General features: G+C 50.8%; 19 protein-coding genes. 15 read left to right on the top strand and 4 right to left on the bottom strand.

Going from position 1 to position 22,145, the window contains the following annotated elements; translation table 11 throughout:
• Window positions 1-26 precede the first annotated feature (26 nt).
• From lrhA to nuoN, 14 genes are all read left to right on the top strand, one after another.
• Window positions 27-965 (top strand): transcriptional regulator LrhA, encoded by a 939-nt coding sequence (gene lrhA / locus K0335_RS16055; protein ID WP_104919526.1) that lies wholly within the window; start codon window positions 27-29, stop codon window positions 963-965.
• 616 nt (window positions 966-1,581) lie between these two features.
• Window positions 1,582-2,025 (top strand): NADH-quinone oxidoreductase subunit NuoA, encoded by a 444-nt coding sequence (gene nuoA, locus K0335_RS16050; RefSeq protein WP_000062997.1) that lies wholly within the window; start codon window positions 1,582-1,584, stop codon window positions 2,023-2,025.
• Between the two features lie 15 nt (window positions 2,026-2,040).
• Window positions 2,041-2,703: an NADH-quinone oxidoreductase subunit NuoB gene (gene nuoB, locus K0335_RS16045; protein WP_000386733.1), complete on the top strand. Its 663-nt coding sequence runs from the start codon at window positions 2,041-2,043 to the stop codon at window positions 2,701-2,703.
• Between the two features lie 93 nt (window positions 2,704-2,796).
• Window positions 2,797-4,599 carry an NADH-quinone oxidoreductase subunit C/D gene (gene nuoC, locus K0335_RS16040; protein ID WP_000247879.1) on the top strand — a complete coding sequence of 601 codons (1,803 nt, stop codon included), beginning with the start codon at window positions 2,797-2,799 and terminating at the stop codon, window positions 4,597-4,599.
• Between the two features lie 2 nt (window positions 4,600-4,601).
• On the top strand, window positions 4,602-5,102 hold the full coding sequence (gene nuoE / locus K0335_RS16035; RefSeq protein ID WP_000545042.1) for an NADH-quinone oxidoreductase subunit NuoE: 501 nt from the start codon (window positions 4,602-4,604) through the stop codon (window positions 5,100-5,102).
• The gene (gene nuoF / locus K0335_RS16030) at window positions 5,099-6,436 is read left to right on the top strand and encodes an NADH-quinone oxidoreductase subunit NuoF (RefSeq protein ID WP_000789502.1); all 1,338 of its coding nucleotides are present in this window, start codon (window positions 5,099-5,101) and stop codon (window positions 6,434-6,436) included. Before nuoE ends, nuoF begins: the two co-directional genes overlap by 4 nt.
• A gap of 52 nt (window positions 6,437-6,488) precedes the next feature.
• Window positions 6,489-9,215 carry an NADH-quinone oxidoreductase subunit NuoG gene (gene nuoG / locus K0335_RS16025; protein ID WP_104919525.1) on the top strand — a complete coding sequence of 909 codons (2,727 nt, stop codon included), beginning with the start codon at window positions 6,489-6,491 and terminating at the stop codon, window positions 9,213-9,215.
• Window positions 9,212-10,189: an NADH-quinone oxidoreductase subunit NuoH gene (nuoH, locus tag K0335_RS16020; RefSeq protein WP_000118503.1), complete on the top strand. Its 978-nt coding sequence runs from the start codon at window positions 9,212-9,214 to the stop codon at window positions 10,187-10,189. Before nuoG ends, nuoH begins: the two co-directional genes overlap by 4 nt.
• A 14-nt stretch (window positions 10,190-10,203) precedes the next feature.
• Complete coding sequence (gene nuoI, locus K0335_RS16015; RefSeq protein WP_000172749.1) at window positions 10,204-10,746, top strand: NADH-quinone oxidoreductase subunit NuoI; 543 nt, start codon at window positions 10,204-10,206, stop codon at window positions 10,744-10,746.
• Window positions 10,747-10,757: 11 nt separating this feature from the next.
• On the top strand, window positions 10,758-11,312 hold the full coding sequence (gene nuoJ / locus K0335_RS16010; RefSeq protein WP_000393511.1) for an NADH-quinone oxidoreductase subunit J: 555 nt from the start codon (window positions 10,758-10,760) through the stop codon (window positions 11,310-11,312).
• Window positions 11,309-11,611 carry an NADH-quinone oxidoreductase subunit NuoK gene (gene nuoK, locus K0335_RS16005; RefSeq protein ID WP_000612644.1) on the top strand — a complete coding sequence of 101 codons (303 nt, stop codon included), beginning with the start codon at window positions 11,309-11,311 and terminating at the stop codon, window positions 11,609-11,611. The genes nuoJ and nuoK overlap by 4 nt, the downstream gene beginning before the upstream one ends.
• The gene (gene nuoL, locus K0335_RS16000) at window positions 11,608-13,449 is read left to right on the top strand and encodes an NADH-quinone oxidoreductase subunit L (RefSeq protein ID WP_001056607.1); all 1,842 of its coding nucleotides are present in this window, start codon (window positions 11,608-11,610) and stop codon (window positions 13,447-13,449) included. Before nuoK ends, nuoL begins: the two co-directional genes overlap by 4 nt.
• A gap of 163 nt (window positions 13,450-13,612) precedes the next feature.
• Window positions 13,613-15,142 carry an NADH-quinone oxidoreductase subunit M gene (nuoM, locus tag K0335_RS15995; RefSeq protein WP_000926436.1) on the top strand — a complete coding sequence of 510 codons (1,530 nt, stop codon included), beginning with the start codon at window positions 13,613-13,615 and terminating at the stop codon, window positions 15,140-15,142.
• Window positions 15,143-15,148: 6 nt separating this feature from the next.
• Window positions 15,149-16,606 carry an NADH-quinone oxidoreductase subunit NuoN gene (gene nuoN, locus K0335_RS15990; RefSeq protein ID WP_104919524.1) on the top strand — a complete coding sequence of 486 codons (1,458 nt, stop codon included), beginning with the start codon at window positions 15,149-15,151 and terminating at the stop codon, window positions 16,604-16,606.
• A gap of 77 nt (window positions 16,607-16,683) precedes the next feature.
• Here nuoN and K0335_RS15985 read toward each other — a convergent pair whose 3' ends face one another.
• From K0335_RS15985 to K0335_RS15975, 3 genes are all read right to left on the bottom strand, one after another.
• Complete coding sequence (locus tag K0335_RS15985; protein ID WP_104918010.1) at window positions 16,684-17,106, bottom strand: hypothetical protein; 423 nt, start codon at window positions 17,104-17,106, stop codon at window positions 16,684-16,686.
• Between the two features lie 453 nt (window positions 17,107-17,559).
• Complete coding sequence (locus tag K0335_RS15980; protein WP_104919523.1) at window positions 17,560-18,543, bottom strand: hypothetical protein; 984 nt, start codon at window positions 18,541-18,543, stop codon at window positions 17,560-17,562.
• Between the two features lie 43 nt (window positions 18,544-18,586).
• Window positions 18,587-19,090: a YfbM family protein gene (locus tag K0335_RS15975; protein ID WP_000525343.1), complete on the bottom strand. Its 504-nt coding sequence runs from the start codon at window positions 19,088-19,090 to the stop codon at window positions 18,587-18,589.
• A gap of 392 nt (window positions 19,091-19,482) precedes the next feature.
• Between K0335_RS15975 and K0335_RS15970 the strand changes: the two genes are divergently transcribed.
• Complete coding sequence (locus tag K0335_RS15970; protein WP_104919522.1) at window positions 19,483-21,075, top strand: VWA domain-containing protein; 1,593 nt, start codon at window positions 19,483-19,485, stop codon at window positions 21,073-21,075.
• 56 nt (window positions 21,076-21,131) lie between these two features.
• On the opposite strand, the gene K0335_RS15965 is transcribed toward K0335_RS15970, so the two are convergent.
• Window positions 21,132-22,115, bottom strand: a complete 984-nt coding sequence (locus K0335_RS15965) for a chemotaxis protein (RefSeq protein ID WP_000368567.1) — start codon at window positions 22,113-22,115, stop codon at window positions 21,132-21,134.
• Window positions 22,116-22,145 lie beyond the last annotated feature (30 nt).

Below are 22,145 nucleotides of genomic sequence, written 5' to 3'. Positions count from 1 at the left end.
AATGAGCCGCCAGTAAGTGAAAAATTATGATAAACGCAAATCGTCCGATAATTAACCTCGACCTCGATCTGCTGAGAACATTTGTTGCTGTTGCCGATCTGAATACGTTTGCAGCGGCAGCAGCTGCGGTTTGTCGTACTCAGTCCGCAGTCAGTCAGCAAATGCAGCGCCTGGAGCAACTCGTAGGTAAAGAACTGTTCGCTCGCCACGGGCGTAATAAATTGTTGACGGAACATGGCATTCAGCTTCTTGGCTATGCCAGGAAAATATTGCGATTCAATGATGAGGCATGCTCATCATTAATGTTCAGCAATCTTCAGGGGGTATTAACTATCGGTGCTTCCGATGAATCAGCCGATACAATTCTTCCTTTTCTATTAAACAGGATTAGTTCGGTTTATCCGAAGCTTGCACTGGATGTCCGGGTAAAACGCAATGCATTTATGGCTGAGATGTTAAAATCTCAGGAAGTTGATCTCATTGTGACTACACACCGTCCAGAGACAGGCAACGCCCTTAATTTGCGTACATCTCCGACGCACTGGTATTGTGCAGCGGAATATGTTTTGCAGCGTGGAGAGCCAGTGCCGCTGGTATTATTAGATGAGCCCAGCCCGTTTCGTGATATGGTCCTTGATACTTTGAATGCGGCTGATATTCCCTGGCGTCTGGCTTATGTTGCTTCAACGTTGCCAGCTGTTCGTGCAGCAGTAAAAGCGGGTTTAGGTGTAACAGCGCGTCCGGTTGAGATGATGAGCCCGGATCTTCGTGTCCTTGGCGCTGTGGATGGTTTGCCAATGCTGCCAGATACCGAATATCTGTTGTGCTGTGATCCAGAAGGTAAAAACGAACTGGCGCAAATCATCTATCAGGCGATGGAGAGTTATCAAAATCCCTGGCAATACGGCAATGTTACCGTTGAAGGTGGAGACGATCCGCTTCTGATTGAAAGCGATTTTCGCTAAAAGTTGTTTTAAGCATTAAAAAATCTGAATAAAAAATAGCCACTGATGTGTGAAAGCACTCAGGGGCTATTTTTTTGTACTACTATCAATGTCAGTTTCAAAAGACAGGTCTTGTCGATCACAGATCCGTACATGCATTAACATGCTGAGTTGCTTAAAATTTAGTCTCTGACGGTATTGTTAACTTCACATGTTAATAAATGAGCTAAATTGTTGCTTGTTCAATATTGTTAATTAACAGATGCGTGTCACAGATCAAAAAAATACCCCTCATTAGGGGGATTAATCATTACAAATTCCTGTCAAAATGGTTGCGTTTTTTTCCTTTACTTCACAACGGACACGATTCAACAACAGCAAATATGACAAAAGATTTAGATCTTTGGATAGGGAAAACTGCCTAATGTTAATTTTGTTGTGTAAGTGTAAATTGTCGTGAAGAAACCTTTGTTAAAGTTGACAAAAGGTTATAGAAAGGAGTAAAAAACCACATCAATTGGCTGTTTACTGATTTCTACAGTGATTGTAGGTTTTTTTTATTCCTCCCCATGAATCGATGTGGCGTCCATCTGCCGTGAAGAGCAGTGAATCTGGCGCTACTTTTGATGAGTAAGCAATGAGTATGTCAACATCCACTGAAGTCATCGCTCATCACTGGGCATTCGCTATCTTTCTTATCGTTGCCATTGGCCTGTGTTGCCTGATGCTGGTAGGCGGTTGGTTTTTAGGCGGTCGCGCACGCGCGAGGTCGAAAAACGTTCCGTTTGAATCAGGTATCGACTCGGTCGGCTCCGCCCGCTTACGCCTGTCCGCCAAGTTTTATCTGGTGGCCATGTTCTTCGTTATCTTCGACGTTGAAGCGCTGTATCTGTTCGCATGGTCAACCTCTATCCGCGAAAGCGGCTGGGTAGGCTTTGTGGAAGCTGCAATTTTTATTTTTGTGTTACTGGCTGGTCTGGTTTATCTGGTGCGTATTGGCGCGCTGGACTGGACGCCCGCGCGTTCACGCCGCGAGCGTATGAACCCGGAAACGAACAGTATCGCTAATCGTCAACGCTAACCGCGAGGCATTAAGATGGATTATACGCTCACCCGCATAGATCCCAACGGTGAGAACGACCGTTACCCCCTGCAAAAGCAGGAGATCGTAACCGACCCTCTGGAGCAAGAAGTTAACAAAAACGTGTTTATGGGCAAGCTCAATGACATGGTTAACTGGGGTCGTAAAAACTCAATTTGGCCGTATAACTTCGGTCTTTCCTGCTGTTACGTTGAGATGGTGACTTCGTTTACCGCGGTGCATGACGTGGCACGTTTTGGCGCAGAAGTATTGCGTGCTTCGCCGCGTCAGGCTGACCTGATGGTGGTTGCAGGAACCTGCTTTACCAAAATGGCACCGGTTATTCAGCGTCTGTATGACCAGATGCTGGAACCAAAATGGGTTATCTCAATGGGTGCCTGTGCCAACTCTGGCGGTATGTACGATATTTATTCCGTTGTGCAGGGCGTCGATAAATTCATTCCGGTTGATGTGTATATCCCGGGCTGCCCGCCACGTCCTGAAGCGTATATGCAGGCGTTGATGCTGTTGCAGGAATCTATCGGCAAAGAACGTCGTCCGCTCTCCTGGGTGGTTGGCGATCAGGGCGTTTATCGCGCCAACATGCAATCAGAGCGCGAACGCAAGCGCGGTGAACGCATTGCCGTTACCAACCTGCGTACACCTGACGAGATTTAATTTGCGCCTGTCGGCAAAGGGATTTTTCTTCGCTTATTCCTAAATCTATTTCGCGAAGCTTACTGCGCCGACAGTCACCACGGACCATTTGCAATGGTGAACAATATGACCGACTTAACCGCGCAAGAACCCGCCTGGCAGACCCGCGATCATCTTGATGATCCGGTGATTGGCGAACTGCGCAACCGTTTTGGGCCGGATGCCTTTACTGTTCAGGCGACTCGCACCGGGGTTCCCGTTGTGTGGATCAAGCGTGAACAATTACTGGAAGTGGGTGATTTCTTAAAGAAACTGCCGAAACCTTACGTCATGCTGTTTGACTTACACGGCATGGACGAACGTCTGCGCACACACCGCGAAGGGTTACCTGCCGCGGATTTTTCCGTTTTCTACCATCTGATTTCTATCGATCGTAACCGCGACATCATGCTGAAGGTGGCGCTGGCAGAAAACGACCTGCACGTACCGACCTTCACCAAGCTGTTCCCGAACGCTAACTGGTATGAGCGTGAAACCTGGGATCTGTTTGGCATTACTTTCGATGGTCACCCCAATTTGCGCCGCATCATGATGCCGCAAACCTGGAAAGGTCACCCGCTGCGTAAAGATTACCCGGCGCGCGCTACCGAATTCTCGCCGTTTGAGCTGACCAAAGCCAAACAGGATCTGGAGATGGAAGCCCTGACCTTCAAACCGGAAGAGTGGGGGATGAAGCGCGGCACCGAAAATGAAGACTTCATGTTCCTCAACCTCGGTCCGAACCACCCGTCGGCGCACGGTGCTTTCCGTATCGTTTTGCAACTCGATGGCGAAGAGATTGTCGACTGCGTACCAGACATCGGCTATCACCATCGTGGTGCGGAGAAAATGGGCGAACGCCAGTCATGGCACAGCTACATTCCGTATACCGACCGTATCGAATATCTCGGCGGCTGCGTTAACGAGATGCCGTATGTTCTGGCGGTAGAGAAACTGGCCGGGATCACCGTACCAGATCGCGTTAACGTGATCCGCGTAATGCTCTCCGAACTGTTCCGCATTAACAGCCATCTGCTGTACATCTCGACCTTTATTCAGGACGTCGGTGCGATGACGCCAGTGTTCTTCGCCTTTACCGATCGTCAGAAAATCTACGATCTGGTGGAAGCGATCACTGGTTTTCGTATGCACCCGGCGTGGTTCCGTATTGGCGGCGTAGCGCACGACCTGCCGCGTGGCTGGGATCGCCTGCTGCGTGAGTTCCTCGACTGGATGCCGAAACGTCTGGCGTCTTATGAGAAAGCGGCGCTGCAAAACACCATTTTGAAAGGCCGTTCCCAGGGTGTAGCCGCCTACGGCGCGAAAGAGGCGCTGGAGTGGGGCACCACCGGTGCTGGTTTGCGCGCTACCGGGATCGACTTCGATGTGCGTAAGGCGCGTCCTTATTCTGGCTATGAAAACTTCGACTTTGAAATTCCGGTTGGTGGTGGTGTTTCTGACTGCTACACCCGCGTAATGCTGAAAGTGGAAGAATTGCGTCAGAGTCTGCGCATTCTTGAGCAGTGCCTCAACAACATGCCGGAAGGCCCGTTCAAAGCAGATCACCCGCTGACCACGCCGCCGCCGAAAGAGCGCACGCTGCAACATATCGAAACCCTGATCACCCACTTCCTGCAAGTGTCGTGGGGTCCGGTGATGCCTGCCAATGAATCCTTCCAGATGATTGAGGCGACCAAAGGGATCAACAGTTACTACCTGACCAGCGACGGCAGCACCATGAGTTACCGCACCCGTGTTCGTACCCCGAGCTTTGCGCATTTGCAGCAAATTCCGGCGGCGATCCGCGGCAGCCTGGTGTCTGACCTGATTGTTTATCTGGGCAGTATCGATTTTGTTATGTCAGATGTGGACCGCTAATTATGCACGAGAATCAACAACCACAAACCGAGGCTTTTGAGCTGAGTGCGGCTGAGCGTGAAGCGATTGAGCACGAGATGCACCACTACGAAGACCCGCGTGCGGCGTCCATTGAAGCGCTGAAAATCGTTCAGAAACAGCGTGGATGGGTGCCAGACGGCGCGATCCACGCGATCGCTGACGTTCTGGGTATTCCCGCAAGTGATGTCGAAGGCGTGGCTACTTTCTACAGCCAGATCTTCCGCCAGCCGGTTGGTCGCCATGTGATCCGTTATTGCGACAGCGTGGTCTGTCACATTAACGGTTACCAGGGCATTCAGGCGGCGCTGGAGAAAAAACTGAACATCAAACCAGGGCAAACGACGTTTGACGGTCGCTTTACGCTGCTGCCAACTTGCTGCCTGGGGAACTGCGACAAAGGGCCAAACATGATGATCGATGAGGACACTCACGCGCATCTGACCCCGGAAGCGATTCCTGAACTGCTGGAGCGGTATAAATGAAAAACATTATCCGTACTCCCGAAACGCATCCACTGACCTGGCGTCTGCGTGATGACAAACAGCCTGTGTGGCTGGACGAATATCGCAGCAAAAACGGTTACGAAGGAGCGCGTAAGGCGCTGACCGGGCTGTCTCCGGACGAGATCGTCAATCAGGTTAAAGACGCTGGCCTGAAAGGGCGCGGCGGTGCGGGCTTCTCGACTGGCCTGAAATGGAGCCTGATGCCGAAAGACGAATCCATGAACATCCGTTACCTGCTGTGTAACGCCGATGAAATGGAGCCGGGCACTTATAAAGACCGTCTGCTGATGGAGCAACTGCCGCACCTGCTGGTGGAAGGCATGCTCATCTCCGCGTTTGCGCTGAAAGCTTACCGTGGCTACATCTTCTTGCGTGGCGAATATATCGAGGCGGCAGTGAATCTGCGCCGTGCCATTGCCGAAGCCACCGAAGCAGGGCTGCTTGGCAAAAACATTATGGGAACAGGTTTCGACTTCGAACTGTTCGTCCATACCGGGGCAGGGCGCTACATCTGCGGGGAAGAAACAGCGTTAATCAACTCCCTGGAAGGGCGTCGTGCTAACCCGCGCTCGAAGCCACCATTCCCGGCAACCTCCGGCGTATGGGGTAAACCGACCTGTGTCAACAACGTCGAAACCCTGTGTAACGTTCCTGCGATCCTCGCTAACGGCGTGGAGTGGTATCAGAACATCTCGAAAAGCAAAGATGCTGGCACCAAGCTGATGGGCTTCTCCGGTCGGGTGAAAAATCCGGGTCTGTGGGAACTGCCGTTTGGCACCACCGCGCGCGAGATCCTCGAAGATTACGCTGGTGGTATGCGTGACGGCCTGAAATTCAAAGCCTGGCAGCCAGGCGGTGCGGGTACTGACTTCCTCACCGAAGCGCACCTTGACCTGCCGATGGAATTCGAAAGTATCGGTAAAGCGGGCAGCCGTCTGGGTACGGCGCTGGCGATGGCGGTTGATCACGAGATCAACATGGTGTCGCTGGTACGAAACCTGGAGGAGTTTTTCGCCCGTGAGTCCTGCGGCTGGTGTACGCCGTGCCGTGATGGTCTGCCGTGGAGCGTGAAAATTCTGCGTGCGCTGGAGCGTGGCGAAGGTCAGCCGGGCGATATCGAAACACTTGAGCAACTGTGTCGATTCTTAGGTCCGGGTAAAACTTTCTGTGCCCACGCACCTGGTGCAGTGGAGCCGTTACAGAGCGCCATCAAATATTTCCGCGAAGAATTTGAGGCGGGAATCAAACAGCCGTTCAGCAATACCCATTTGATTAATGGGATTCAGCCGAACCTGCTGAAAGAGCGCTGGTAACCGAATTTCGATTAACGCTCAGTCTCTGACTGAGAAAACTGGAAGCATGCTAATGGCTACAATTCATGTAGACGGCAAAGAATACGAGGTTAACGGAGCGGACAACCTGCTGGAAGCTTGTCTGTCTCTGGGCCTTGATATTCCTTACTTTTGCTGGCATCCGGCGCTGGGAAGCGTCGGTGCTTGCCGCCAGTGTGCGGTGAAGCAATACCAAAACGCGGAAGACACGCGTGGTCGCCTGGTGATGTCCTGTATGACACCGGCTTCCGATGGCACCTTTATTTCCATTGACGACGAAGAAGCGAAACAGTTCCGTGAAAGCGTGGTCGAGTGGTTGATGACCAACCACCCGCACGATTGTCCGGTATGTGAAGAGGGCGGTAACTGCCATCTTCAGGATATGACCGTGATGACCGGACACAGCTTCCGTCGCTACCGTTTCACCAAACGTACCCACCGCAATCAGGATCTGGGGCCGTTCATCTCTCACGAAATGAACCGTTGCATCGCCTGCTACCGCTGCGTGCGTTACTACAAAGATTACGCTGACGGTACAGATCTGGGCGTTTACGGTGCACATGACAACGTCTACTTCGGTCGCCCGGAAGACGGCACCCTGGAAAGCGAATTCTCCGGTAACCTGGTCGAAATTTGCCCGACCGGCGTATTTACCGATAAAACGCACTCCGAGCGTTATAACCGTAAATGGGATATGCAGTTTGCGCCGAGCATCTGCCAGCAATGTTCCATCGGCTGTAACATCAGCCCCGGCGAGCGTTATGGCGAACTGCGTCGTATCGAAAACCGTTACAACGGTACGGTAAACCACTACTTCCTCTGCGACCGAGGTCGTTTCGGTTATGGCTACGTCAACCTGAAAGACCGTCCGCGTCAGCCTGTACAGCGTCGTGGCGATGATTTCATTTCCCTCAACGCCGAGCAGGCAATGCAGGGCGCAGCAGATATTCTGCGTCAGTCGAAGAAAGTGATCGGTATTGGTTCTCCGCGTGCCAGCGTGGAAAGCAACTTTGCGCTGCGTGAGCTGGTGGGCGAAGAAAACTTCTATACCGGTATCGCTCACGGTGAGCAGGAACGTCTGCAACTGGCGCTGAAAGTTCTGCGCGAAGGCGGCATTTATACTCCGGCCTTACGCGAAATCGAATCTTACGATGCGGTACTGGTGCTGGGCGAAGACGTTACCCAGACCGGCGCGCGCGTTGCGCTGGCAGTGCGTCAGGCGGTGAAAGGTAAAGCACGCGAAATGGCGGCAGCACAGAAAGTGGCTGACTGGCAGATTGCGGCAATCCTCAACATTGGCCAACGTGCAAAGCATCCGCTGTTTGTGACTAACGTTGATGACACCCGTCTGGATGATATCGCGGCGTGGACTTACCGCGCACCGGTTGAAGATCAGGCGCGTTTAGGTTTTGCCATCGCTCATGCGCTGGATAACTCCGCGCCAGCGGTTGACGGTATCGAGCCTGAACTGCAAAGCAAAATCGACGTCATCGTGCAGGCACTGGCAGGTGCGAAGAAACCGTTAATTATCTCCGGGACGAACGCTGGTAGCGCTGAAGTGATTCAGGCTGCGGCTAACGTCGCGAAAGCCCTGAAAGGTCGCGGCGCTGACGTCGGTATCACCATGATTGCCCGTTCCGTCAACAGCATGGGGCTGGGCATTATGGGCGGTGGATCGCTTGAAGAAGCGTTGACCGAACTGGAAACCGGACGCGCCGACGCGGTGGTGGTGCTGGAAAACGATCTGCATCGTCACGCTTCCGCTACCCGCGTGAATGCTGCGCTGGCGAAAGCGCCGCTGGTGATGGTGGTTGACCATCAACGCACGGCGATCATGGAAAACGCCCATCTGGTGCTTTCCGCCGCCAGCTTTGCTGAAAGTGACGGTACGGTGATCAACAACGAAGGCCGTGCCCAACGTTTCTTCCAGGTTTACGATCCGGCCTATTACGACAGCAAAACTGTGATGCTGGAAAGCTGGCGCTGGCTGCACTCGCTGCACAGTACCCTGCTGAGCCGTGAAGTGGACTGGACGCAGCTCGACCATGTGATTGACGCCGTTGTGGCGAAAATTCCGGAACTGGCGGGAATCAAAGATGCTGCGCCGGATGCGACATTCCGTATTCGTGGTCAGAAACTGGCCCGTGAGCCGCACCGTTACAGTGGTCGTACCGCCATGCGCGCCAACATCAGCGTTCATGAGCCGCGTCAGCCGCAGGATATTGACACCATGTTCACCTTCTCGATGGAGGGTAACAACCAGCCGACCGCGCACCGTTCGCAAGTGCCGTTTGCCTGGGCGCCGGGCTGGAACTCCCCGCAGGCGTGGAACAAATTCCAGGACGAAGTGGGCGGCAAACTGCGCTTTGGCGATCCGGGCGTGCGTCTGTTTGAAACCAGCGAAAACGGTCTGGATTACTTCACCAGCGTACCGGCACGCTTCCAGCCGCAGGAAGGGAAATGGCGTATCGCGCCGTACTACCACCTGTTTGGCAGCGATGAATTGTCACAGCGTGCTCCGATCTTCCAGAGCCGTATGCCGCAACCGTACATCAAACTCAACCCAGCGGATGCCGCGAAGTTGGGAGTGAACGCGGGTACACGCGTCTCCTTTAGTTACGATGGCAACACGGTCACGCTGCCGGTTGAAATCGCCGAAGGACTGACGGCAGGGCAGGTGGGCTTGCCGATGGGCATGTCCGGTATTGCTCCGGTGCTGGCTGGCGCGCATCTTGAGGATCTCAAGGAGGCACAACAATGAGTTGGATATCACCGGAACTGATTGAGATCCTGCTGACCATCCTCAAAGCGGTGGTGATCCTGCTGGTGGTTGTCACCTGCGGGGCATTCATGAGCTTTGGCGAACGTCGCCTGCTGGGTCTGTTCCAGAACCGTTACGGACCTAACCGTGTTGGCTGGGGCGGTTCGCTCCAGCTGGTTGCGGACATGATCAAAATGTTCTTTAAAGAAGACTGGATCCCGAAATTCTCGGATCGCGTCATCTTTACCCTGGCACCGATGATTGCCTTTACCTCGCTGCTGCTGGCCTTTGCGATTGTGCCAGTCAGTCCGGGTTGGGTGGTTGCCGACCTGAACATCGGGATTTTGTTCTTCCTGATGATGGCAGGTCTGGCGGTTTACGCGGTGCTGTTTGCGGGCTGGTCAAGTAACAACAAATACTCGCTGCTGGGTGCGATGCGTGCTTCTGCGCAGACCCTGAGCTACGAAGTGTTCCTCGGGCTTTCCCTGATGGGCGTGGTGGCGCAGGCCGGTTCATTCAACATGACCGACATCGTTAACAGCCAGGCGCACGTGTGGAACGTCATCCCGCAATTCTTTGGTTTTATTACCTTTGCCATCGCGGGCGTGGCGGTGTGTCACCGTCACCCGTTTGACCAGCCGGAAGCCGAGCAGGAACTGGCGGATGGTTACCACATTGAATATTCCGGCATGAAGTTCGGTCTGTTCTTCGTGGGCGAATACATCGGGATTGTGACCATCTCCGCATTGATGGTGACGCTGTTCTTCGGTGGCTGGCAAGGCCCGTTCTTACCGCCATTCATCTGGTTCGCGCTGAAAACCGCGTTCTTTATGATGATGTTCATTTTGATTCGTGCGTCGTTACCGCGTCCGCGTTATGACCAGGTAATGTCCTTCGGCTGGAAAATCTGCCTGCCGCTGACGCTGATCAACTTGCTGGTAACGGCGGCTGTCATTCTCTGGCAGGCGCAATAAGGGGCACTAAGACCATGACCTTAAAAGAATTGTTAGTAGGTTTCGGCACCCAGGTTCGTAGTATCTGGATGATCGGCCTGCACGCGTTCGCCAAACGCGAAACGCGAATGTACCCGGAAGAGCCGGTCTATCTGCCGCCCCGTTATCGTGGTCGCATCGTTCTGACCCGCGACCCGGACGGCGAAGAGCGTTGCGTAGCCTGTAACCTCTGCGCGGTAGCCTGCCCGGTCGGCTGTATCTCGCTGCAAAAAGCAGAAACCAAAGACGGTCGCTGGTATCCGGAATTTTTCCGCATCAACTTCTCACGCTGCATTTTCTGTGGTCTGTGCGAAGAAGCCTGTCCGACCACGGCGATTCAGTTAACCCCGGATTTCGAAATGGGGGAATACAAGCGCCAGGATCTGGTTTATGAGAAAGAGGATCTGCTGATCTCCGGTCCGGGCAAATACCCGGAATATAACTTCTACCGGATGGCAGGTATGGCAATCGACGGCAAAGATAAGGGCGAAGCAGAGAACGAAGCCAAGCCTATCGACGTCAAGAGCCTGTTACCGTAAGGAGAGGGGCAATGGAGTTCGCTTTTTATATCTGTGGCCTGATAGCCATACTTGCGACCTTGCGAGTGATCACCCATACCAATCCGGTACACGCACTGCTGTACCTGATTATTTCGCTGCTGGCGATTTCCGGGGTGTTCTTCTCGCTGGGCGCTTACTTCGCCGGTGCGCTGGAAATTATCGTCTACGCGGGTGCCATTATGGTGCTGTTCGTGTTCGTGGTGATGATGCTCAACCTGGGCGGTTCGGAAATCGAACAGGAACGTCAGTGGCTGAAACCGCAGGTGTGGATTGGTCCGGCAATTTTGTCGGCCATCATGCTGGTGGTGATTGTTTACGCCATTCTCGGTGTTAACGATCAGGGTATCGACGGTACGCCAATCAGTGCTAAAGCAGTGGGTATTACGCTGTTCGGGCCTTACGTACTGGCGGTGGAACTGGCTTCTATGCTGCTGCTGGCTGGTCTGGTTGTGGCCTTCCACGTCGGTCGTGAAGAGCGTGCGGGTGAAGTGCTGAGCAATCGTAAAGACGACAGCGCGAAAAGAAAAACGGAGGAGCACGCATGATCCCCTTACAACATGGACTGATCCTCGCGGCAATCTTATTCGTTCTTGGCTTAACCGGTCTGGTTATCCGTCGCAATCTGCTCTTTATGCTGATTGGTCTGGAAATCATGATTAACGCCTCTGCGCTGGCCTTTGTGGTCGCCGGAAGCTACTGGGGCCAGACCGACGGTCAGGTGATGTACATTCTCGCCATCAGCCTCGCGGCGGCAGAAGCGAGTATCGGCCTTGCGCTGCTGCTGCAGCTTCACCGTCGTCGCCAGAACCTGAACATCGATTCAGTAAGTGAGATGCGCGGATGAACATGCTTGCCTTAACCATTATTTTGCCATTGATTGGCTTCGTCTTGCTGGCGTTCTCCCGTGGGCGCTGGTCTGAAAACGTCTCGGCGATCGTGGGCGTAGGCTCTGTGGGCCTGGCGGCGCTGGTAACTGCCTTTATCGGCGTTGACTTCTTCGCTAACGGTGAGCAGGCATACAGCCAGCCGCTGTGGACATGGATGTCGGTAGGCGACTTTAACATCGGTTTCAATCTGGTGCTGGACGGCCTGTCGCTGACCATGCTCTCGGTGGTCACCGGTGTCGGTTTCCTTATTCACATGTACGCCTCCTGGTATATGCGTGGTGAAGAGGGCTACTCTCGCTTCTTCGCCTACACCAACCTGTTCATCGCCAGCATGGTGGTTCTGGTTCTTGCCGACAACCTGCTGCTGATGTACCTCGGCTGGGAAGGCGTGGGCCTGTGCTCCTATCTGTTGATCGGTTTCTATTACACCGATCCGAAGAATGGCGCAGCGGCAATGAAAGCGTTTGTCGTGACCCGTGTGGGTGATGTGTTCCTCGCTTTCGCGCTGTTCATTCTCTACAACGAACTGGGTACCCTGAACTTCCGTGAAATGGTGGAACTGGCACCCGCGCACTTTGCTGACGGCAATAACATGCTGATGTGGGCGACGCTGATGCTGCTGGGTGGTGCGGTCGGTAAATCTGCGCAGTTGCCGTTGCAGACATGGCTTGCCGACGCGATGGCAGGTCCGACGCCTGTCTCCGCGCTGATCCACGCCGCAACGATGGTAACCGCAGGTGTCTACCTGATCGCCCGTACCCACGGCCTGTTCCTGATGACGCCAGAAGTTCTGCATCTGGTGGGTATTGTCGGGGCAGTTACGCTGCTGCTGGCCGGTTTTGCCGCGCTGGTACAGACCGACATCAAACGTGTTCTCGCTTACTCCACCATGAGCCAGATTGGCTACATGTTCCTTGCGCTTGGCGTACAGGCATGGGATGCGGCGATTTTCCACTTGATGACCCACGCGTTCTTTAAAGCGCTGCTGTTCCTGGCATCCGGTTCCGTCATTCTGGCCTGCCATCACGAACAGAACATCTTCAAGATGGGCGGTCTGCGTAAATCTATTCCGCTGGTTTATCTCTGCTTCCTGGTGGGTGGTGCAGCACTGTCGGCACTGCCGCTGGTTACTGCGGGCTTCTTCAGTAAGGATGAGATCCTCGCCGGTGCGATGGCGAATGGTCATATCAATCTGATGGTGGCAGGTCTGGTCGGTGCGTTTATGACCTCGCTCTACACCTTCCGTATGATTTTCATCGTCTTCCACGGGAAAGAACAAATTCACGCTCACGCCGTGAAAGGGATTACTCACAGCCTGCCGCTGATTGTGCTGCTGATCCTTTCCACCTTCGTTGGCGCACTGATTGTACCGCCGCTGCAGGGCGTGCTTCCGCAAACGACGGAGCTGGCGCACGGCAGCATGTTGACCCTGGAAATTACCTCTGGCGTGGTCGCGGTGGTCGGCATTCTGCTGGCAGCCTGGCTGTGGCTGGGTAAACGTACTCTGGTGACCTCCATCGCGAACAGTGCGCCGGGCCGTCTGCTGGGCACCTGGTGGTACAACGCCTGGGGCTTTGACTGGCTGTACGACAAAGTGTTCGTCAAGCCGTTCCTGGGTATTGCCTGGTTGCTGAAACGCGATCCGCTGAACTCAATGATGAACATCCCGGCGGTTCTCTCGCGCTTTGCGGGTAAAGGTCTGCTGTTCAGTGAGAACGGCTACCTGCGCTGGTATGTGGCATCCATGAGCATCGGTGCGGTCGTGGTGCTGGCACTGTTGATGGTACTGCGTTGATTTAAGGATTGTGGGATTGCCCTTGGGCATATAAGAACGTAGGTCGGATAAGCCGTCTTGGCGGTGTATCCGACACTACCCCCGGTCCGAAGAGAATTTTCTGTCGTGAGAATTCGTTGAAAATCCGGTCCTGACGGGACTTTTACAAGGAATAAAGATCGCCATGTTACTACCCTGGCTAATATTAATTCCCTTTATTGGCGGCTTCCTGTGCTGGCAGACCGAACGCTTTGGCGTCAAGGTGCCACGCTGGATCGCGCTGATCACCATGGGATTGACGCTGGCGCTGTCGCTGCAACTGTGGTTGCAGGGCGGTTATTCACTGACGCAATCCGCCGGAATTCCGCAGTGGCAGTCTGAATTCGACATGCCGTGGATCCCGCGTTTTGGTATCTCTATTCATCTCGCCATTGATGGTCTGTCGCTGCTGATGGTCGTGCTGACCGGTCTGCTCGGCGTGCTGGCGGTACTTTGTTCGTGGAAAGAGATCGAAAAATATCAGGGCTTCTTCCACCTCAACCTGATGTGGATCCTGGGCGGCGTTATCGGCGTGTTCCTTGCCATCGACATGTTCCTGTTCTTCTTTTTCTGGGAAATGATGCTGGTGCCGATGTACTTCCTGATCGCACTTTGGGGGCATAAAGCTTCTGACGGTAAAACGCGTATCACGGCGGCAACCAAGTTCTTCATTTACACCCAGGCGAGTGGTCTGGTGATGTTGATTGCTATCCTGGCGCTGGTTTTTGTTCACTACAATGCGACCGGTGTCTGGACCTTCAATTATGAAGAGCTGCTGAATACGCCGATGTCTAACGGCGTGGAATACCTGCTAATGCTGGGCTTCTTCATCGCCTTCGCAGTGAAAATGCCGGTGGTTCCGCTGCATGGCTGGCTGCCAGATGCGCACTCTCAGGCTCCGACCGCCGGTTCCGTTGACCTCGCGGGGATCTTGCTGAAAACCGCCGCTTACGGTTTGCTGCGTTTCTCTCTGCCACTGTTTCCGAACGCGTCGGCAGAGTTCGCGCCAATCGCCATGTGGTTGGGTGTTATCGGCATTTTCTACGGTGCGTGGATGGCCTTCGCCCAGACCGATATCAAACGTCTGATCGCCTACACCTCGGTTTCCCACATGGGCTTCGTGCTGATTGCTATCTACACCGGCAGCCAGTTGGCCTACCAGGGCGCGGTCATTCAGATGATTGCTCACGGCTTGTCGGCGGCGGGTCTGTTTATTCTCTGCGGTCAGCTTTATGAGCGTATCCATACCCGTGATATGCGCATGATGGGCGGTCTGTGGAGCAAAATGAAATGGCTGCCAGCACTGTCACTGTTCTTTGCAGTGGCAACGCTTGGGATGCCAGGCACCGGTAACTTCGTCGGCGAATTTATGATCCTGTTCGGCAGCTTCCAGGTTGTCCCGATGATTACCGTTATCTCTACCTTCGGGCTGGTCTTTGCTTCTGTTTATTCGCTGGCGATGCTTCATCGCGCTTACTTCGGTAAAGCGAAAAGCGAGATTGCCAGCAAAGAACTACCAGGGATGTCGCTGCGTGAGCTGTTTATGATCCTGTTGCTGGTGGTGCTGCTGGTACTGCTGGGCTTCTATCCGCAGCCGATTCTGGATACCTCGCATTCCGCGATTGGCAATATCCAGCAGTGGTTTGTTAATTCCGTTACTACTACAAGGCCGTAAATCGCCATGACAATAACTCCACAAAACCTGATCGCACTGCTACCGTTGCTGATCGTCGGCTTGACGGTGGTGGTTGTGATGCTCTCCATTGCGTGGCGACGCAATCATTTCCTCAACGCTACGCTCTCGGTTATTGGGCTTAACGCGGCGCTGGTTTCGCTCTGGTTTGTCGGCCAGGCGGGCGCTATGGACGTTACGCCACTGATGCGCGTTGATGGTTTCGCCATGCTTTACACCGGGCTGGTCCTGCTGGCGAGCCTCGCCACCTGTACTTTCGCCTACCCGTGGCTTGAAGGCTATAACGACAACAAGGACGAGTTCTACCTGTTGGTGTTAATTGCCGCTCTGGGCGGGATCCTGCTGGCGAATGCCAATCACCTGGCGTCTCTGTTCCTCGGTATTGAACTGATCTCTCTGCCACTGTTTGGCCTGGTCGGTTACGCTTTCCGCCAGAAACGTTCGCTGGAAGCCAGTATCAAATACACCATCCTTTCTGCTGCAGCGTCTTCTTTCCTGCTGTTTGGTATGGCACTGGTGTACGCGCAGTCTGGCGACCTGTCGTTCGTTGCACTGGGTAAAAACCTTGGCGACGGCATGCTCCACGAGCCGCTGTTGCTGGCAGGTTTTGGCCTGATGATTGTCGGCCTCGGCTTCAAGCTCTCTCTGGTGCCGTTCCACCTGTGGACGCCAGACGTATACCAGGGCGCGCCTGCGCCGGTTTCTACCTTCCTGGCGACGGCGAGCAAAATCGCTATCTTCGGCGTGGTGATGCGTCTGTTCCTCTACGCACCAGTGGGTGATAGCGAAGCGATTCGCGTGGTGCTGGCGATTATCGCCTTTGCCTCTATCATCTTCGGTAACCTGATGGCACTGAGCCAGACCAACATTAAACGTCTGCTCGGCTACTCGTCTATCTCTCACCTTGGCTATCTGCTGGTGGCGCTGATTGCGCTGCAAACCGGCGAGATGTCGATGGAAGCGGTAGGGGTTTACCTGGCGGGTTATCTGTTCAGCAGCCTCGGCGCATTTGGCGTAGTCAGCCTGATGTCCAGCCCGTACCGTGGTCCGGATGCTGATTCCCTGTTCTCTTACCGTGGTCTGTTCTGGCATCGTCCGATCCTCGCGGCAGTGATGACGGTGATGATGCTGTCACTGGCCGGTATTCCGATGACGCTGGGCTTTATCGGTAAGTTCTACGTGCTGGCGGTCGGTGTCCAGGCACACCTGTGGTGGCTGGTGGGTGCCGTGGTTGTCGGTTCGGCAATTGGCCTCTACTACTACCTGCGCGTAGCGGTGAGCTTATACCTGCACGCCCCGGAGCAACCGGGTCGCGATGCACCGTCAAACTGGCAGTACAGCGCAGGTGGTATCGTGGTGCTGATCTCTGCACTGTTGGTACTGGTGCTGGGTGTATGGCCGCAACCGCTGATTAGCATTGTTCGGTTAGCAATGCCGCTGATGTAAGCTGTCAGTTCGTAAGTCAGAAAGCCGCCGACAAGTTCGGCGGTTTGTTTATGGTATTTATAAAGAAATGAGAAGAGTTAATCCCACCAACAAATAACCGGATGCATACCCGCAGGGACTTCAACCCATTCATGATCTGTATCTTCTGACCAACCTTCCCAGCACTCATCAGGGGCAATTTCTTCTACAAACCAGCTCTGAACTTCTTCTGGTGAAGCAGAAGTGATAACTAAAATACTTTCACTAAAGGGCCAGTCTGGGTCATCGAACATCGTGATCTCTACCAAAACATCACTGACATCGTTACGCTCACGAATTTTCTGCAAATGGTGATAGATAGTTTGCGGAGATTGTTCTGGAGTCACATTGCAACATATTGAACCGAGGATATTATTGCCGATAAAAAAATCCTCAAGAGATAACAACGGACGAAGGGTAACAGGATCATTAACATCACCGTTGATATTAACAAGTTGGGTAATGCGTTCTAAAGGTGTCATAATCATTCTTTGAAATAATACATTCATCAAGTGAATGGCATTGTTTGAATTCATTAGCGCATAAATAGAAACAACGCCATTCGTCTTATTAGTTTCAGAAGTATCATAACATGGATGTTAAGCAGGAAAAGGTGAGATATTCAGTCAGGCCGGGTCGTGATTCAAACAAATCTCTTCGTTGGTATCATTATCTCGGCTTAAGTTTACTTGGCTGTGTAATGGCAATCGTAATTGAATTAGACGTATATTTACTTATTCCTGTAATATGACCCGAATATAATGGACTCGCAATGGATTCAGCTTTTGCTATAGGTTTATCAATCTTGCTTACATCGTTAGTTATATTTCTTGTTATACTGATTGGCGAAGAATTGCCGGTTCGACGCTGGTATGCAATCATTTTTATTGCGTTTGTTATTGCAGTTATACCGCTGTTATATACAATGTTTTAAATTATTTTTTTGATGTAACTGTTATACTACTTTCATCTATCAGTAACATGACATGTTTGCCCAATGCATCAGTAGAATATGCTGCCAATAAGTGTCCCAGGCGTGAAAGTGATTTTATTTGCGATGTGAAGATATAACTCTTCTGGTGGGACGATATTTCCTTAATATAAAAATTAATCTTTCTTAATCGCATCATCTTAATAGTGTTGAATAAAAAATGTTCACCATAACCATTTTGTGTGATAGCTAAATTATTTTTTATGTAGATTAAGTCGTATCCCGGAATGAGTGATTCATCTTCCAGGTCTACAAGTTTTTGCCTGGTTATTGGGACCATGTTTGGCCAGGTAAATGAGGCGTATAACTGGTAGTCATTTTCTAATGTAATGATTTTGGTCATATCCGGGATAAAGGCCGGTAATATATATGAGCAACCAGGGAACAGTTCCCGCGAAAAGATAACGTTATTTTTGTAAGTGAATTTGATAACAACAATACCATCCTGACCCGCTGCTAACTCGATTAAAACAGCGTCTGCATATGGTATATCCCTAATGCTAATATAGCTTTCAGATAGTTCATCATGTACTACCAGATAAGCTAATTTCTGACCATTAGCAGTGGCGTATACACTAATCAATAATCTCTCTTTATTAATTCTCTCTACGGCCCAAATGATGTTCCCTTTATTTACAAAAGAAATTACCTGAAAGTTGCCAGAATGTTCCCACAATTTCTCACCGTTAAAATTGTACACTACCAATGACTTAGATTTTGAGACGATTGAATATTTATTATCAGTAGGATGAAAAGTAATAGACTGTTCAGATTTTAGAATATTTTCAGAAATTGAGCCCACCTTAATTAATTCCATAGTTGGTGTGACTTGATAGAGTTTTAGTTCTTTATCATATACATAGATATGTTCACCAGGCGTGTTTTTGGCCTCGAAATACATATCGGTAAATAAATAAGATTCTACCATGACCTTTTCCTTGTTTCTCTAAACAATCTATCGCCAGTAATTATCACCCAACAATAACCGTCAGCGCATGATTCCCCTGTCGCAGTATACGCCGATAAGCGCTAATTAATTTTTCCATATCGAGCATGATCGAAGCAAAGAGTTGCCCCTCTAACTCTTCTGAAAAGGTCACTCCCGGATAAATCTCCATTTCATTGAGTCGCTGAATGGAAAACTGTTTACGCAGCACATTTCGGTCAAGAGCTTCCAGTCGGTCGATTGTCGCAGCTAACTCCTGATTCCAGGTCAACCCCAGGAAACCATCTATGCCATCTTCGAGGCTGTGTTCACCAAGCACAGCACGACTCAACGGATCATTCTTTGCTGGATCAAATGCAGAGGTGCCTGTCAGGCCAAAATGTAAAAAATCCCAGCGTTTATCAATATCCAGTCGGCGTAATCCTGAAAGCGTGTCATGAATATTGTCCATTAAAGGTTTTTCAGCTGACTCAAGCAGTTGGTTAATCTTTTCTGAGTCGATTTCCGCAAAATAGCCAATCATTCCCATTTATTTTCCCTCCGTTAGATTTTATTTTGCATATCTTAAAACACTTACCGCAGAATAAAACTGAGGAGGTTATTTTTCTGGAGCCAGCTCGAGAAATATCTTACTTCTGAGTAAAAAATGACTTCTTTGTAGTGAGTTATATTTGCAGTGAATTATTTTGTTTGTAATATCATAAATTTTTATTAATGATATCTGGAGGGTATTTAAATAAGTTATCGTAATGTTATGACGTATACAAAAAGCGATATGATATATTGGTGGTTATTTTCATGATTTATCGCTTTCCAGGAATAATCCGCTAATTATTTTTATGAATATATTTTGATTGGCTAATTTTTCTTAAGAGGCTATGTTTGCTGCCTCTCCGGTTTTGTCAAATAAAAGGAATTTATATGCGTGTCAATAAAATATACATAATATCTATATGTGGAGTGCTACTTAGTGGATGCAGTTCCTCAGTCAGCTCTCCACAAGCAGAGGAAAGATGGCATTATGTGACCATGAGTGCATACGCACCTTCACCAGTGCAACAAGGTCAATTGCAACAAAATACCGCCCGTTACACACATCATGAAGCTAACCCGATAAAACAAACCGCACAAGAACCGCTGGCGACCTTTAGCCTTGATGTTGATACAGGAAGTTATGCCAATGTCCGGCGCTTTCTGAAAACGGGTTCATTACCTGGTGCAGATGTCGTGCGTGTTGAAGAGTTGGTTAACTACTTTCCTTTAACCGAAGCAACAAAGAAAAATATTCCTGGATGCAAAGGTTGTGAAGAAAATTCTCCTTTTAGCATCAACTATGAACTTACTCCCGCACCGTGGAATGAGAAACACACCTTGCTGCGGCTGGATATTGCCGCCAACGATATTGCGCGTAGCAAATTACCGCCTGCGAATTTAGTTTTTCTTATTGATACATCCGGTTCCATGAACTCAGATGAGCGTCTGCCATTAATTAAATCCTTACTTAAATTGTTAGTTAACGAATTACGCGACCAGGATCGTATCTCAATTGTTACTTATGCAGGTTCTGCCAGGTTATTGTTGTCCTCAACATCAGGAGCGGAAAAAAACACCATTCTCAATGCCATCGCAAACCTTCAGGCAGGTGGTGGTACTAATGGGGGCGCCGGAGTGGCGATGGCTTATGAGCAGGCACAGGCGGGGTATATAAAAGGGGGCGTCAATCGCATTTTACTGGCAACAGATGGCGACTTTAATATTGGAGATGATCCCTCGTCAGTTGAGGATTTAGTAAAAAAACAACGTGAAAGTGGTATTACACTATCCACCCTTGGTGTAGGAGATAATAATTACAACGAAGCGATGATGGTGAAAATAGCCGATACCGGAAACGGTAACTACAGCTACCTTGATTCATTATCGGAAGCACAAAAAGTACTCAGCAATGAGATGAATCAGACCCTGGTCACTGTGGCAAAGGACGTTAAAGCACAGATCGAATTTAACCCACAACAAGTTATTGAATATCGCCAGATTGGCTATGAGAAACGACAGCTACGGGCGGATGAATTTAATAACGATGCCGTAGATGCTGGCGATATAGGTGCGGGCAAACATGTTACTGTCTTATTTGAGTTAACCCTTGCCGGGCAACAAGCTTCAGTTGATAAATTACGTTATGGCAAATCTCCTGCATCAACACAGACCAGTAACAGTAATGAATTAATGTGGGTGAAATTGCGGTATAAAGCACCACAAGGTGAAAGCAGTCGTCTGGTTGAGATGCCAATTATATCCAGTGCAGTGACTCGCGACTTTTCCAGGGCTTCGCCAGATATGCATTTCTTATCGGCAGTAGCGGCCTATGGGCAAAAACTGCGCGGCTCGGAATACCTGAACAAAACCTCGTGGCAGCAGATTCAAAGCTGGGCGCAGGAAGGTAAAGGTGCAGATCAATACGGTTACCGTGCTGAATTTATACAACTGGTAGGATTAGCTGAAAGCTTGTCACGTTAATATTTATGATTATTCGCCGTCGATATGTTTATCGACGGCGATATTTTTTAGTGGGCTTACTGGTGGCTGACCAACAGCCCCGCAGTATTTTGTGCGGCACGTTTTAATACTTCTTCAATAACGGCAGATAACTCATTCATTTCAAATTTTGCCACGTAACCATCTGCTTTAACTTTGCGTACATGATCTTCATTCGCATTGCCTGAAAGCGATGAGTGGATGATCACCGGGATTTTCTTCAACTGTTCATCTGTTTTAATCAACCGGGTAAGGGTGAATCCATCCATTTCTGGCATTTCAAGGTCGGTAAGTACCAGCGCTATTTTTTCACTGACAGGAACACCTTCCTCTTTCGCTTGCCTGGCGAGTTGCTGAATATTCTCCCAGGCACTTTTTCCAGTGATATGCATCACATGTGGGATCTGCATGGTATTAAGGACTTTCTCCAGCAGTGCCCTGGCGACTTTTGAATCTTCGGCCACAAGAGCTACCGCGCCAGAAGCAAGCGGAATAGCAGGAGCAGCAAGCTGCGAGACGCGTAAGCCGTGGCTTGAAGGCACGATATCGTAAAGAATTTGCTCAACATCAAGAACCATCGCCAGGCTGGTGTCATCAACACTGGCGACGCTGGTGATGTATCGACCATTGATAGATTTTTCTGCGGTATGGACGTGTTGCCAGTCGAGACGAACAATATTCTCTACAGATTCCACTGCAAATGCCTGCACACTGCGGGCGTATTCGGTGATAAGTAAAATATTCAGCCCACTTTGCGGCTGACAACCAGCGATGGCAGGAAGATCCAGTACTGGAATGACTTGATCGCGAATATTAACCATGCCGAGAAGCGGTGATTTCATACCTGCCGGGCGGATAAATTGTGGCATCGGCATGATTTCGCGCAGCTTAAAAACATTTATTCCGAACAGCTCTGATTTCTCTGCCTGCGGCGATGTGCCAAGCCGAAACAGTAATAATTCAAAGCGGTTAGACAGAGTCAGATTGGCTCTGTCATCAATATCTTTCTGGAAATTGTCCATCCTGTCCTCAGCGAAAGCCTGTAACAAAAC

This window comes from Escherichia sp. GZ89 (assembly GCF_019366485.1).
Taxonomy (GTDB): domain Bacteria; phylum Pseudomonadota; class Gammaproteobacteria; order Enterobacterales; family Enterobacteriaceae; genus Escherichia; species Escherichia fergusonii.
The sequence above is the reverse complement of the archived record's forward strand: the minus strand, read 5'-3'. Positions and strand labels throughout refer to the sequence as shown.

Bases quoted from the DNA above. Each gene is read 5' to 3' on its own strand.
- nuoM (WP_000926436.1), top strand. From the start codon at position 13,613: ATGTTACTACCCTGGCTAATATTAATTCCCTTTATTGGCGGCTTCCTG.
- K0335_RS15965 (WP_000368567.1), bottom strand. From the start codon at position 22,115: ATGGACAATTTCCAGAAAGATATTGATGACAGAGCCAATCTGACTCTG.
- nuoE (WP_000545042.1), top strand. From the start codon at position 4,602: ATGCACGAGAATCAACAACCACAAACCGAGGCTTTTGAGCTGAGTGCG.
- nuoI (WP_000172749.1), top strand. From the start codon at position 10,204: ATGACCTTAAAAGAATTGTTAGTAGGTTTCGGCACCCAGGTTCGTAGT.
- nuoL (WP_001056607.1), top strand. From the start codon at position 11,608: ATGAACATGCTTGCCTTAACCATTATTTTGCCATTGATTGGCTTCGTC.
- nuoH (WP_000118503.1), top strand. From the start codon at position 9,212: ATGAGTTGGATATCACCGGAACTGATTGAGATCCTGCTGACCATCCTC.
- lrhA (WP_104919526.1), top strand. From the start codon at position 27: ATGATAAACGCAAATCGTCCGATAATTAACCTCGACCTCGATCTGCTG.
- K0335_RS15985 (WP_104918010.1), bottom strand. From the start codon at position 17,106: ATGACACCTTTAGAACGCATTACCCAACTTGTTAATATCAACGGTGAT.
- nuoK (WP_000612644.1), top strand. From the start codon at position 11,309: ATGATCCCCTTACAACATGGACTGATCCTCGCGGCAATCTTATTCGTT.
- K0335_RS15970 (WP_104919522.1), top strand. From the start codon at position 19,483: ATGCGTGTCAATAAAATATACATAATATCTATATGTGGAGTGCTACTT.
- nuoG (WP_104919525.1), top strand. From the start codon at position 6,489: ATGGCTACAATTCATGTAGACGGCAAAGAATACGAGGTTAACGGAGCG.
- nuoC (WP_000247879.1), top strand. From the start codon at position 2,797: ATGGTGAACAATATGACCGACTTAACCGCGCAAGAACCCGCCTGGCAG.
- nuoN (WP_104919524.1), top strand. From the start codon at position 15,149: ATGACAATAACTCCACAAAACCTGATCGCACTGCTACCGTTGCTGATC.
- K0335_RS15975 (WP_000525343.1), bottom strand. From the start codon at position 19,090: ATGGGAATGATTGGCTATTTTGCGGAAATCGACTCAGAAAAGATTAAC.
- nuoF (WP_000789502.1), top strand. From the start codon at position 5,099: ATGAAAAACATTATCCGTACTCCCGAAACGCATCCACTGACCTGGCGT.
- nuoA (WP_000062997.1), top strand. From the start codon at position 1,582: ATGAGTATGTCAACATCCACTGAAGTCATCGCTCATCACTGGGCATTC.
- nuoB (WP_000386733.1), top strand. From the start codon at position 2,041: ATGGATTATACGCTCACCCGCATAGATCCCAACGGTGAGAACGACCGT.
- nuoJ (WP_000393511.1), top strand. From the start codon at position 10,758: ATGGAGTTCGCTTTTTATATCTGTGGCCTGATAGCCATACTTGCGACC.
- K0335_RS15980 (WP_104919523.1), bottom strand. From the start codon at position 18,543: ATGGTAGAATCTTATTTATTTACCGATATGTATTTCGAGGCCAAAAAC.